Annotated in this window: 11 protein-coding genes; 5 read left to right on the forward strand and 6 right to left on the reverse strand. The window is 53.2% G+C overall.

The annotated features are described in order from the left end of the window. Positions 1 to 59: 59 nt before the first annotated feature. From ACQE32_RS08430 to ompX, 6 genes are all read right to left on the reverse strand, one after another. Positions 60 to 1556 carry a sugar porter family MFS transporter gene (locus tag ACQE32_RS08430; protein WP_426974198.1) on the reverse strand — a complete coding sequence of 499 codons (1497 nt, stop codon included), beginning with the start codon at positions 1554 to 1556 and terminating at the stop codon, positions 60 to 62. A gap of 393 nt (positions 1557 to 1949) precedes the next feature. Then, on the reverse strand, positions 1950 to 3491 hold the full coding sequence (locus tag ACQE32_RS08435; RefSeq protein WP_427021633.1) for an efflux transporter outer membrane subunit: 1542 nt from the start codon (positions 3489 to 3491) through the stop codon (positions 1950 to 1952). Position 3492: 1 nt separating this feature from the next. Next, positions 3493 to 5061 (reverse strand): DHA2 family efflux MFS transporter permease subunit, encoded by a 1569-nt coding sequence (locus tag ACQE32_RS08440; RefSeq protein WP_250652217.1) that lies wholly within the window; start codon positions 5059 to 5061, stop codon positions 3493 to 3495. Continuing rightward, positions 5058 to 6182, reverse strand: coding sequence for an HlyD family secretion protein (locus tag ACQE32_RS08445; RefSeq protein WP_426974196.1), 1125 nt, complete (start codon positions 6180 to 6182; stop codon positions 5058 to 5060). The genes ACQE32_RS08440 and ACQE32_RS08445 overlap by 4 nt, the downstream gene beginning before the upstream one ends. A 284-nt stretch (positions 6183 to 6466) precedes the next feature. Continuing rightward, a complete protein-coding gene (gene mntR, locus ACQE32_RS08450; RefSeq protein WP_426974195.1) occupies positions 6467 to 6928 on the reverse strand; it encodes a manganese-binding transcriptional regulator MntR in 462 nt (153 codons plus the stop codon). A 579-nt stretch (positions 6929 to 7507) separates the two neighbouring features. Continuing rightward, positions 7508 to 8020 carry an outer membrane protein OmpX gene (gene ompX / locus ACQE32_RS08455; RefSeq protein ID WP_426974194.1) on the reverse strand — a complete coding sequence of 171 codons (513 nt, stop codon included), beginning with the start codon at positions 8018 to 8020 and terminating at the stop codon, positions 7508 to 7510. A 389-nt stretch (positions 8021 to 8409) separates the two neighbouring features. Between ompX and rhtA the strand changes: the two genes are divergently transcribed. The 5 genes from rhtA (at position 8410) to glnQ (ending at position 12760) form a co-directional block, all read left to right on the forward strand. Beyond that, a complete protein-coding gene (rhtA, locus tag ACQE32_RS08460; protein ID WP_426974193.1) occupies positions 8410 to 9321 on the forward strand; it encodes a threonine/homoserine exporter RhtA in 912 nt (303 codons plus the stop codon). Between the two features lie 378 nt (positions 9322 to 9699). After that, a complete protein-coding gene (dps, locus tag ACQE32_RS08465; protein ID WP_085067488.1) occupies positions 9700 to 10203 on the forward strand; it encodes a DNA starvation/stationary phase protection protein Dps in 504 nt (167 codons plus the stop codon). A gap of 335 nt (positions 10204 to 10538) precedes the next feature. Next, entirely contained in the window at positions 10539 to 11285 is a 747-nt protein-coding gene (gene glnH / locus ACQE32_RS08470; RefSeq protein ID WP_085067489.1) for a glutamine ABC transporter substrate-binding protein GlnH, read from the forward strand. 96 nt (positions 11286 to 11381) lie between these two features. Continuing rightward, complete coding sequence (gene glnP / locus ACQE32_RS08475) at positions 11382 to 12041, forward strand: glutamine ABC transporter permease GlnP (protein ID WP_085067490.1); 660 nt, start codon at positions 11382 to 11384, stop codon at positions 12039 to 12041. Beyond that, positions 12038 to 12760 (forward strand): glutamine ABC transporter ATP-binding protein GlnQ, encoded by a 723-nt coding sequence (gene glnQ, locus ACQE32_RS08480; RefSeq protein ID WP_426974192.1) that lies wholly within the window; start codon positions 12038 to 12040, stop codon positions 12758 to 12760. Before glnP ends, glnQ begins: the two co-directional genes overlap by 4 nt. Positions 12761 to 12894 lie beyond the last annotated feature (134 nt).

Consider the following 12894-nt stretch of genomic DNA (forward strand, 5'->3'; position numbering starts at 1 on the left):
TGGCGGGCATTGTGCCATAAAAAAAGGCTGGCGAATACCGCCAGCCTTGCGTAACCCCATCAGCTACCGTGCTGTTCCGTCTTGTGTTTGAGCGGCGCAGGCAGTGGAGGCGTTTCACGATCGGGTGAAAGCCAGTCGCGCAGATAGTGCTCAATCTGCTCCAGGCTGCGGTTGCGCGTTTCCGGAATACAGTTAAGCACAAAGATCGCGCCGCCGATGCCGATAGCGCCGAAGATAAAGAAAGCGCCTGCCAGCCCCACCGATGCCAGCATCACCGGGAACATCAGCGAGATAAGGAAATTGGCGATCCACATGGCGAATACCGCGCCGCCCATAAAAATACCGCGCAGGCGCGTCGGGAAAATTTCTGACAGCAGCAGCCAGGTCACCGGCGACAGTGCCCCCTGCTGGAAACAAAGAAACATCAGCATGCCCAGCAGCACCATATAGCTACGCAGCATATCGGGCTGGCCGTTAAGGGTTTCCGGCATCAGCCAGCTTACCGCGCCGATAAAGAACAGACAGGCGGTACAGCCAAACTGTCCGATCATGGTCATGGTGCGACGGCCGATTTTCCCCAGCAGCCAGATGCCGACAAAAGTCATCAACACCGAAATCACGCCATTGGCGATAGTGGCAAACAGCGCGGCGCTGTTGCTCATGCCGACGCTGGTTAATACCGTCGGCGCATAGTACATAATGGTATTGACGCCGGTCAGCTGCTGGATCACCGCCACGCCGATACCGATCAGAAACAGCTTAAACAGCCAGGGCTGTTTAAGCTCGCGCAGCCGTGGTTTTCCCTGATTCTCCTGCTCCTGTAGCGTCTCCTCGATTTCGGTGAGTTCCCATTCAACATCCTCTTTGGCACGGGTACGCTCCAGCACGTGGCGCGCTTCCGCCAGGCGACCTTTCATGGCATACCAGCGCGGCGTATCGGGCATAAACATCATGCCGAACCACAGCAGTACCGCCGGTAAGGTAGCCACAGCCAGCATCCAGCGCCAGGTATCCGCCCCGCCCCAGATAGCGTCAAAGGAGGCGTTAGAGATATAGGCCAGCATCTGACCGGAAACGATCATCAGTTCCTGTAAGGTTACCAGTTGACCGCGCTTATTCGCCGGAGCGATTTCAGCAATATAAACCGGCACCGTCGCCGCCGCGCCACCGACAGCAACGCCCAGCACCAGACGGAAGAAGATCATCCAGTTAACGTCTGGTGCCAGCGAGGTTCCCAGAGCGCCAATGGCGAAGATCACGGCCAGCACCAGAATGATTTTCCGGCGTCCGGCGGCAGAGGCAAAATGCCCGGCCAGCAGCGCGCCAAAGGCGGCGCCGAACAGCAGCGAACTGGTTACCAGCCCGGTGGTGAAAGGCGTGAGATGCAGTTCATCGCCCATAAACAGCAGCGCACCCGAAATAACCCCGGTATCGTAGCCAAACAGCAATCCACCCAGCGTTGCGACCACCGCGATCACTTTAACGAAGGGTTCAGCGGGCGTGCTGCTGTTTGGCCCGGAGGCTTTGCTCAGCGTAATGTATTGTTCTTTTGGCATAGTGACTCCAGCAACCTGGTTGAAGTGGAAATCCGATCTGCGCCCTGCTGACAGAACACAAACCTTTCACAGCACAACATAGATTATTTTTTTCATTTAAAATAATAGTGAAATATCAATTTTGTGGAGAGAGTCATAATCTTCGGTCTGAAGGCTGATCCTGGTCACACTATTCCGCTTGCATGGTTGTTAAATCGCCACAAAACCCATTACAGGCGTTAACGGCATACGTTTCGTTTTCAGAATAAAAGGAAATTTTTATTTTAAATTATGCTGTGCGGCGGGCCAGGTACAAACCGCGCAAAAAAAAAGCCGCCAGTAGCGTACTGACGGCTTGAGATGCATAACGCAGGCGACGACACCCCTTTGTTTTTATCCCTGCGCGTTAAGCGGTTAACCGGCGGGCGTCGCCGGACCAAACACGTTAAATTGCGGCAAGGCGACGTTTTGATAATTTTCCCAGCCGCCGCCAAGCGCTTTATAGAGCGCGACCAAATCCAGGCTGCTTTGTACGCGCGCCTGCTCCGCCTGCTGTTTTGCCTGCGCCAGCTGACGCTGCGCATCCAGCACCTCAAGGAAGGTAGAGAGACCTTTTTTATAGCTGTCGCTGGCCAGATCAAAGCTGCTCTGCAGGGCGCTAACGGTTTCATCCATTTGCATTGCCCGCTCCTGATCGGTACGGTAGCTGACCAGCGCATTTTCCACATCCTGCAGCGCGGCTAGCACCGTTTGCCGATAATTTAATGCAGAGCTGGCCTGCTGGGCACGGGTAAGCTTCACGCTGGAGACCAGCCTGCCCCCCTGAAAGATGGGAATCGACAGCGCCGGACCATAGCTGTAAAAGTGGCTACTCCAGTTATCCAGATAGCTGGCGTCCGTATTGCGCACGCCCAGCTGGCCGGTTAATGAGAGGCTGGGGAAAAGCTGCGCAACCGACACGCCGATATTTGCCGTTGCGGCATGCAGGTTAGCTTCCGCCTGACGAATATCGGGACGACGACGCGCCAGCGTTGAGGGAATGCCTACCGGCACGGCAGCAGGCAGCGCGGGCAGCGCTTTTTCGGCGCTCAGCTCGCTATCCAGCGCGCCGGGCGGTTTGCCCATCAGCACCGCCAGCCCGTTCATCGCCTGACGCGCCTGCGCCTGATACTGCGGCAGCTGAGCGCGTAGCGAGCTAAGCTGCGCGCGGGCGTTTTCCACATCCAGCTGCGGCGCAAGGCCGTTACGCTGCTGGCTTTGCGTCAGCTCCAGCGTCTGCTGCGCCACATCGATCTGGGTTTGCAGCGTGCGCGTTACCGACTGAGCGCCGCGCAGCTGCAGATAAGCGCGCGCGACTTCAGCCTGCAGCGAAACCAGAGCATCGTTGCGGCTCTCTATCGACTCCTGCTGCTGCGCACGGGCGGCTTCTGCCTGTCGGCGTACTTTGCCCCACAGATCCAGCTCCCAGGAGGCGTCAAAACTGCCCTGGTAGAGATTAATCGGCTGCGTCAGGCTATCCAGCGAGGAGCGCAACTCCGGCGCGTTCACATCCAGCTGATCATATGCGCCGTTGGCTTCCAGCACGCCTTTCGCGCCCAGCTGCTGACGTCTTGCGGATAGATTGCCGTTAACGGCAGGCAACAGTGCGCCGCGCGCCTGCGCCAGCTGCTCGCGTGCGCCGGCAATGCGCAGTATCGCCTGCTGCAATGAGAGATTACCGGCAATGGCACGGTCGATCAGGCTATTTAGCTGCGGATCGTTAAAGCTGCGCCACCAGCTGGGATCGATGGCGCGGGCCTGCGGCTTTGACGCCGCCGTTGAAGAGAGATCGCGCCAGCTCACAGGCATTTGAGGCCGGGGCGGCTGGTAATCGGGCCCCACAGCGCAGCCCGCCAGTAGCAATGATAAAGCCAGCAGGCCAGGGCGCGAACGCATTATCCCCTGAGTAACGTTCATGTCAGTGTGCTCCTGCGCTGCCTTCGCTCTTGACCGGCGAAAGCAGGAAACATAAAGGAATCAAAATAAACGCGACAATACCCAACCCGACAAATACATCGACATAGGCCAGGATACGCGCCTGCACAATCATTTCCTGATAGAGCTGACCGGTGGCCAGCGTCAGCGGATCGCCAGCGGCCGAGGTAAAGTCGCGGATACTCTGCGCCCAGCGTTCAACGGTGATATTGAACTGCTCATTCAGTGGCGTCATGTTATGCACCAGATGCGCGCTACGTACCTGTTCGCGCTCGGTTATCGCTGCGGTAGAGAGCGAGATGCCAATCGATCCAGCGACGTTGCGGAACATGGTGAACAGCGCCGAGGCGTCGGCATTCAGCCGCTGCGGAATGGTGGCAAAGGCGATAGTGGTTAATGGCACAAACAGGAACCCCAGGCCGATAGACTGGGCGCTGCGCATCAGCACCAGCGTCGCGAAGTCAACCTGCGGCGTTAAACCAGAAGAGTAGAACATCGACACCGCCAGACAGGTAAAGCCGAAAGCGATAATCCAGCGCGTTTGCACTATCGGCATCAGCTTTAGTACCAGCGGAATGGTGAGCACGATCAGGATCGCGCCCGGCGACAGCACCAGACCGGACCAGGTCGCGGTATAGCCCAGATCCTGCTGCGCCAGCTGCGGCAGCACCACGGAGCTGCCATACAGGATCATCGCCATACCCGCCATCAGCAGGCCGGAAACCCAGAAGTTACGATCGCGTAACACACCGATTTCCACCACCGGCTTACGCGCATACATCAGCCAGTAAATCGCGCCGGTCAGGCCAATCAGGGTCATCACGCCGAAAAACTGAATAAAATGCGAGGCGAACCAGTCTTCATCCTCGCCGCGATCCAGCATGACCTGTAAGCAGCCGAGACCCAATGTAATCAGGCTGATGCCGATATAATCGATGGTTAATTTACCTTTGGCCCAGCGCCGCTCCCACGGCGGATCTTCCAGCAGCTGATAGATCGCCAGCGTAGCGAGGATGCCCACCGGCACGTTAATAAAGAAGACCCAGCGCCAGCTGTAGTTATCCGTAATCCAGCCGCCCAGCGTCGGCCCTATCACCGGCGCCACAATAATCGCAATGGAGGAGAGGCCGAACGCCTTACCGCGATCTTCCGCCTTAAAGTAATCGAGCAGCACCGACTGCTGTACCGGCTGCAGTCCGCCACCAAAAAAGCCCTGCAGAATACGGAACAGAATAATTTGCCACAGCTCCGTGGCGATGCCGCACAGAAACGAGCAAACGGTGAACATCACAATACAGATCAGAAAGTATTGTTTGCGTCCAAACAGGCGGGAAAAGAATGCGGAAATCGGTAGCACGATGCCGTTGGCCACCAGATAGGAGGTGAGTACCCAGGTTGATTCGTCGTAGCTGGAGGAGAGCGTGCCGGCAATATGCGGCAGCGCCACGTTAACGATGGTGGTATCCAGGATTTCCATGAATACCGCCAGCGTTACCGTTACCGCCACCAGCCAGGGATTACTGGCCGGCTGCCAGCTTTGGCTCTGGCTCATTCCACCGTAACCTTAGGCACCACGGAGAGTCCCAGCGGCAGAGGCCTGTTTGGATCAAGCCCTTTATCAATGACAATCTTAACCGGCACGCGCTGTACGATTTTCACGAAGTTGCCGGTGGCGTTCTCCGCCGGGAAGGTAGAGAAACGTGATCCGGAGCCCATCTGAATACTGTCTACGTGCCCTTCCAGCTCCATGTCTGGCCAGGCATCCACGCTAATAGTGACCCTGTCACCAGGTTTCATGCGCTCAAGCTGTGACTCTTTAAAGTTAGCGGTTATCCAGATATCCGGCGAAACCAGTGAAAAGAGCGCGCTACCCGCCTGCACTAACGATCCGGACTGTACATTACGTTTGGTCACAAAGCCATCATAAGGCGCCCGTACTTCGCTATAAGAGAGATTCAGCTCGGCAACATTGAGCTGTGCCTGTGCCTGCTCAACCTGACGACGTCGCGCTTCAACATTGGTCTCCTGCTGACGAATCTGTAATGCCACCTGCGAAGCCACTTCGACCTGTGCCTTCGCACTTTGCAGCTGCGCCTGAGCAGAACGTAGCTGAGCGCTGGCGGTATCAATATTACGTTGTGACGTCGCCCGTGGATCAACGCCGCGCAACCGACGATAGTCTGACTGAGCATTGAGCAGATTGGCTTCGGCCTGCGCCTGCTGCGCCAGCGCCTGATCGCGCTGCGCCGGATACTGTACTTTTGCCAGCGCCAGCTGTGCTTCAGCCTGATGCAACTGCGCCTGCGCCAGTCCCAGCTGTGCTTTTGCCTGATCGCGCTGCGCCTGCGTATCACGCGGGTCAATCAACAACAGCAGATCGCCTTTTTTAACCCGCTGGTTATCGTTAACCAGCAGTTTCACCGCATAACCGGAGGTTTTGGCCGCAATGGTGACCGCATTGCCTTCGGTAAAGGCATCGTCTGTGGTCTCTTCATTTCGCGTGGATAGCCAGAAGAAAAGCGCAACGATAATCATCACCACGACCACCACGCCTAAAACAATCAGCGGTTTTTTACCAGGGCGTTTACGCGGTTGTTCTTGTTCCTGCTGGCCTTCGTCAGGGTCCTGATGCGTTTTATCATCACTGCCCGGCGTATCGTTTGAATGAGTCATAGGTTCCATTTTCCTGCAGTACCAATCCTGAACTTACGATTTGAGATTAGCCGTAGAAGTAAAAATTACAAATGCCAGGATTAATTGACAAATTGAGTGTAGTGGGAAATGGGCAGGGATAAAGGAAAGAAGCCGCATTAGTGATCGGCAGAAAAACAGGTAGCGGAACGTCTAATGAAGCGCGGCGCTGAAAACGCGCCGCAGAAAAGCATACGGTCAGGGTGGCCCTGGATAAGGCGATACCAACGAAAATTGCCGCCTGGCTGGTCGTATTGGCAGGAAAGTTACTGACGGCTCTCGTAGAACTCACGAAAAATAGTCAGGGTTTCATCGCTGACGTGGTGTTCAATTCCTTCGGCGTCGCGTCGTGCGGTATCGGGGCTAATGCCCAACGCCAGCAGAAACGTCTCAACCACATGATGACGCGCCCGACTCTCTTCAGCCAGCTTCTCCCCTTCGCTGGTTAAAAAGACACCGCGATAGGGCACCTGCTCTACCAGGCCTACGCTTCCGAGGCGTTTCAGCATTTTCGCCACGGTAGGCTGCGATACGCCCAGGCGTGCCGCCATATCAACCTGACGCGCTTCGCCAAATTCGCGAATCAAATCTGAAATCAGCTCAACATAGTCATCAATCAACTCACGGCGATGCGCCTCGCGAACCTGTCGAAACCCTTCGACATGTTCTTCAATTTCTTTTAACGGCCCATTTATCCTGGCAGGAGCGGGCTTTGCGCGACGACTCATTCAGCTTCCTCTTATTCTTCAACCGGTCATTATCAGGCCCTGCCGGCGTGTTGGCGCATCATTGTAAACCATCAGCAAAGAAGCACAAATTTTAGCTGATTAGCATTGGCTAAAGGATATAGCCAGTGCTATATTTGTAGATAAAGTAGTCAGCCAGTATTAACAGCGGAGGAGCCAAAATGAACGAGCCTTACCTGTTGCTGTTAATTTTTCTGCTGTTTATCGCAGGGCTGTGTCTCTTAATTGTCAGACGTTAATCGGGAGGTTCCCATGAACACAACAAAACACTGTCTGGACTGTGGCAGGTGTGTTCAGCGCACGCACCAGGCGAATATAAGCTGGAGAGGTATTCTCTGCTTGCTGACGCAATCGCCTTTTCGTCTGCGCCTGATGCTGCTGGAACGTCTCACAGGCGAATGCGCGCAAAGCGCTAACTGTCCACGTTTAATCTGGCGCGGTTAAACGCGCGGCGGTTCGCTGTACATACCGGCTTTATCTGAAAAGAATATTTCTGTAGGTAACAGCCATAAAAAAACGGCCCTTCAGAGGGCCGTTTTTGTTATCCTGCCAGCGGCAAGATTAGAAGCTGTAGCCAACGCCTGCGATCCAGGTGCCAACGTCAACGTTGCGGATACGGCTCTGCTCGTAGCCTACGTCGATAGCGAAGTTTTCATACGGGTTGAACTGCAGACCAGCACCGTAAGAGAAGCCAACATCGCTGGTGTCGGACTTGTTACGTACAGCCTGTTCGTTCTGCTGGAATTTACCGTAGCCGATACCTACTACGCCGTAGATGCTGGCCCAGTCGTTCAGACGGTAAGCCGGACCACCGGTGATGCCGTAGTACTGGCCTTTGTTGTAAAAGCCATCTTCGCTACGGTCTTTCTCGGTGTAGGTGAAAGAACCGATCCAACCCAGCGGGTTAGAGCCATCTTCGTAACGATATTTCAGGTTGAAGCCGTTAGCTTTATTAGCAACGCCCTGCATATCGCTCTGAGCGTAACCGCCAGTAACGGTGCTTTGAGCCATTGCGGAACCGGCAGATACAGCCAGTACACAAGCCAGTGCTGAAAGACATGCAATTTTTTTCATAACCACCTCAAATGTGATAGTACTTCTCTCCTGACAACGCTGAAAATATAACAAAACTTAGCGGGAAACTCTGCCTCGAAATGGTTGTCTAACCGATAGTTTGGTGTAACAGAAAGTTAATGAAATTTCGTATGTCATTCTTTTTTCTTATGAATTTTACCTTTAAAACCCTCTGAATTCTCTGATCAAAAAAAGGTTCATTAAGATTGTTCTTAAATAAACCTGACGTTTCTTTACGTAAAAACGCCCTTTCTGGTTAACAATCACCCGCTTCGCACGCTTACTTTTAGACGTAAAGCGCAAAATTTCCTCTCGTCGATGACTTTTTTTAGCCTGACTGTACACTGTGGACTTTTAACATCTGATGGATATTTAAGGCGGATTACAGGATGTCTTTGCGCGCTTTGCAAAAAAACCTTGTTTCTTCACAAACTATCATGCCGATAATGGTGATTCTGATCGCCATGATCTCTATACAGTGCGGTGCGGCGCTGGCAAAGACGCTGTTTCCCACCGCGGGCGCAACCGGTATTACCGCGCTGCGTCTGGGTATCGGCACGCTTATTCTTAGCCTGATCTTTAAACCCTGGCGTTTACGCTTTTCCCCACAGCAGCGCAAGGCGCTGATTTTGTATGGCGTTGCGCTGGGTGCCATGAACTATCTGTTCTATCTCTCTATTCGTACTGTTCCGCTTGGCGTGGCGGTTGCGCTGGAGTTTACCGGTCCGCTGACGCTGGCGCTGTTTGGTTCGCGCCGGGCGACTGATTTTATCTGGATTTTGCTGGCAGTGCTCGGGCTCTGGTGGCTGCTGCCGCTGGGCCATAGCTTTAGCCATGTTGATCCGCTCGGCGCAGCGCTGGCCATTGCTGCCGGCGCCTGCTGGGCAGTTTATATTCTGGCTGGCCAGCGCGCTGGCGCAGATCACGGTCCGGCAACGGTGGCGATGGGATCGATTATTGGCTCGCTGATTTTTGTTCCGCTGGGATTAACCTTTGCCGCCGACACCATTTGGCAACTCTCTATCCTGCCGATGGCGTTTGCGGTAGCGGTACTTTCCAGCGCCCTGCCCTATTCCCTGGAGATGGTGGCGCTGACAAGGTTGCCTGCGCGCACTTTCGGTACTCTGATGAGCCTGGAGCCAGCAATGGCAGCAATCTCCGGCATGCTGTTTCTTAACGAATTACTGACGCTGATGCAGTGGATGGGGTTACTGGCAATTATCATTGCCTCGGCGGGTTCTACTATTACCAGCCGCCCGCGTCATGCCGTGGTAACGGAAAGCGGAAAAATAACAGAGTAGTGTGATTACGAATATTCTTATTCAGCCTGACTTAACAGGCTGAATAAGCGCTTTTTTATTATTTTGTAATATTCTTAACGCCGTAATGATATTGGCTTGTTTATATTTTGTTATATTTCATAAAATTTATTATCAATATTTTCCATCTGTACAGTAATGAAAAATAAACATTTAAATTCATAAATTTAAATAATTAACTTTTTGTGCCCGCCATTTTCTTTGCTGGTTCTCTGACGAAAGCGCTAAAAAATTTCTTTACCCAACAGTTTGATAAGCGCTATCTGTTCAATAGGCAGTAACTTTCCTGCAGCCTCTAAATCCGGTGCTATACTTAATTCCGTGCTTAATTAGGACATACGACATTAGAGGATATTAATGATGAGTACCGCAAAACTGGTAAAAAACACATCTTCCGATCTGATCTACACCCGTAATGACGTGGCAGAGAGTGAGAAAAAAGCCACCATCGAGGTACTTAATCGTCTGGTTGTTGAATTCATCGACCTGTCGCTGATCACTAAGCAGGCGCACTGGAATATGCGTGGCGCTAACTTTATTGGCGTACACGAGATGCTGGACGGCTTCCGTACTACGATCACCGACCACCAGGATACCATGGCAGAACGTGTGGTACAGCTGGGCGGCGTGGCGTTGGGTACCGCACAGGTAGTGGTAGATAAGACGCCGCTGCAGAGCTACCCGCTGAATATTCATAGCGTACAGGATCATCTGAAAGCGCTGGCAGATCGCTACGGTCTGGTAGCTAACGACGTGCGTAAAGCCATCGGCGAAGTTAAAGATGAAGACACAGCGGATATTCTTACCGCAGCGTCACGCGATCTGGACAAATTCCTGTGGTTTATCGAATCAAACATCGAATAATCTGACATTGATTTAGCAAAGAAGCGGATGGTTGCCATCCGCTTTTTTTTTGCATTTTTAACATATATTTATGACATATTTAACAATATAAACACTTCAAGGTTCACCTTCCGCTCTTTTTCTGGCTCAATCCCTGAGGGCATTGCACCAAATTACGGCAATGCACCAAAAAGGGTCACAACTTTAGTGCATTGGCAGAATTATCTGAATCTTTGGGCTTATCCTGTCCGTTAAGCACTGGTTTCTTCCAGTTATGTAAAGTTGGCATAGATTTTTCATATGACCATCAGCAACAGCGGTGCAACAGGTACCGCATCGGTAATAAGGATAAAATGATGAAGTCTGTTTTTAAGCTTTCCCTTGCTGCTTTAGCGTTAACGTTTGCCGTTTCCGCCACCGCGGCGGAGAAAAAACTGGTTGTCGCAACCGATACAGCGTTCGTCCCGTTTGAGTTTAAGCAGGGCGACAAGTATGTCGGTTTCGACATTGATTTGTGGGATGCCATCGCAAAACAGCTCAACCTTTCCTATAGCCTGAAGCCGATGGATTTCAGCGGTATTATTCCTGCCCTGCAGACGCGTAATGTCGATCTCGCACTGGCGGGCATTACCATTACCGATGAGCGTAAAAAAGCGATCGATTTTTCTGATGGCTACTACAAAAGCGGTCTGCTGGTGATGGTGAAAGCCAACAATGATGAAGTAAAAGGCATCAACGATCTTAACGGCAAAGTGGTTGCCGTGAAGAGCGGTACCGGCTCGGTTGACTATGCGAAAAAGCATATTAAAACCAAAGATCTGCGCCAGTTCCCGAACATTGATAACGCCTACATGGAGTTGGGCACCAACCGTGCGGATGCCGTGCTGCACGATACGCCAAACATCCTCTATTTTATCAACACCGCAGGCCGTGGACAGTTTAAAGCGGTAGGCGACTCTCTTGAAGCACAGCAATATGGCATCGCCCTGCCGAAAGGAAGCGATGAACTGCGCGAGAAGATTAACGGCGCGCTGAAAACGCTGCGTGACAACGGCACCTACAATACCATCTATAAAAAATGGTTCGGCAGCGAGCCGAAATAAACCTGAAGCCTGAAAGCGTTAGCCACGTCAGGGATGCCTACGCATCCCTGCGTTTCTTTATTGCAACAATGACGGATTTTTTCCGGAGAAAACACCATGGAATTTGACTGGAGCGTGATCTGGCCAGCCATTCCCCTTCTGCTGGAAGGGGCCAAAATGACCCTGCTGATCTCAGTGCTTGGCCTGATTGGCGGCCTGGTTATCGGCGTTATCGCCGGTTTCGCCCGCGCCTACGGCGGCTGGCTGACCAATAATATCGCGCTGGTTTTCATTGAGCTGATTCGCGGTACGCCGATTGTGGTGCAGGTGATGTTTATCTATTTCGCCCTGCCAATGGCCATACCTGACCTGCGTATTGATCCCTTCACTGCGGCGGTAGTGACGATTATCATCAACTCCGGCGCCTATATTGCGGAAATTACCCGTGGCGCAGTGCTGTCGATTAACAAAGGATTCCGTGAAGCGGGTCTGGCGCTTGGCCTGTCGCGCCGGGAAACCCTGCGCTATGTGATTATGCCGCTGGCGCTGCGCCGTATGCTGCCGCCGCTGGGCAATCAGTGGATTGTCAGTATCAAGGATACCTCGCTGTTTATCGTTATCGGCGTTGCCGAGCTGACCCGTCAGGGGCAGGAAATTATTGCCGGTAACTTCCGCGCGCTGGAAATCTGGAGCGCGGTGGCGATTATCTATTTGGTTATTACGCTGGTGTTGAGCTTCGTGCTGCGTCGCCTTGAAAAAAGGATGAAAATCCTGTGATTGAATTTAAAAACGTTTCCAAGCACTTTGGACAAACTCAGGTGCTGCACAATATCGATCTGAAGATTAATCAGGGCGAAGTGGTGGTGATTATTGGCCCATCCGGCTCGGGTAAGTCTACCCTGCTGCGTTGTATCAACAAGCTGGAAGAGATCACCAGCGGCGAGCTGATCGTCGATGGTTTAAAGGTTAACGATCCCAAAGTGGATGAGCGTCTGATTCGTCAGGAAGCGGGCATGGTTTTCCAGCAGTTTCATCTGTTTCCGCAGATGACCGCACTGGAAAATGTCGCTTTCGGCCCAATCCGGGTACGCGGCACCAAAAAAGAGGCGGCGCATCAGCTGGCGAAAACGCTGCTGGCGAAGGTTGGCCTGGCGGAGCGCGCTCACCACTATCCTTCCGAGCTATCGGGCGGTCAGCAGCAGCGCGTCGCTATTGCGCGTGCGCTGGCGGTTAAGCCCAAGATGATGCTGTTTGATGAGCCGACTTCAGCGCTCGATCCAGAGCTGCGTCATGAGGTGTTAAAGGTGATGCAGAATCTGGCTGAGGAAGGGATGACGATGGTTATCGTGACGCATGAAGTGGGCTTTGCACAACAGGTGGCTTCACGACTGATCTTTATTGATAAGGGTCGCATTGCGGAAGATGGCCCGCCCGATACGCTGATCTCTAATCCACCCAGCGAACGTCTGCGCGAGTTTTTACAGCACGTTTCTTAAGCGCCCCCTTGGTCTGGCCTGTCAGACAACTGAGCAGCTGAGGCGCGGGGAGCCCAGGCAGAAGAGTAAAGCGTCCCGCGCCATGGATGGCGCGGGCCGAGCTGTCAGGGATGACGTTTTTTGCGTCTTTACGA

It is taken from the genome of Pantoea sp. FN0302 (assembly GCF_050113775.1).
In the GTDB taxonomy this organism is placed as follows: Bacteria; Pseudomonadota; Gammaproteobacteria; order Enterobacterales; family Enterobacteriaceae; genus Mixta; species Mixta alhagi.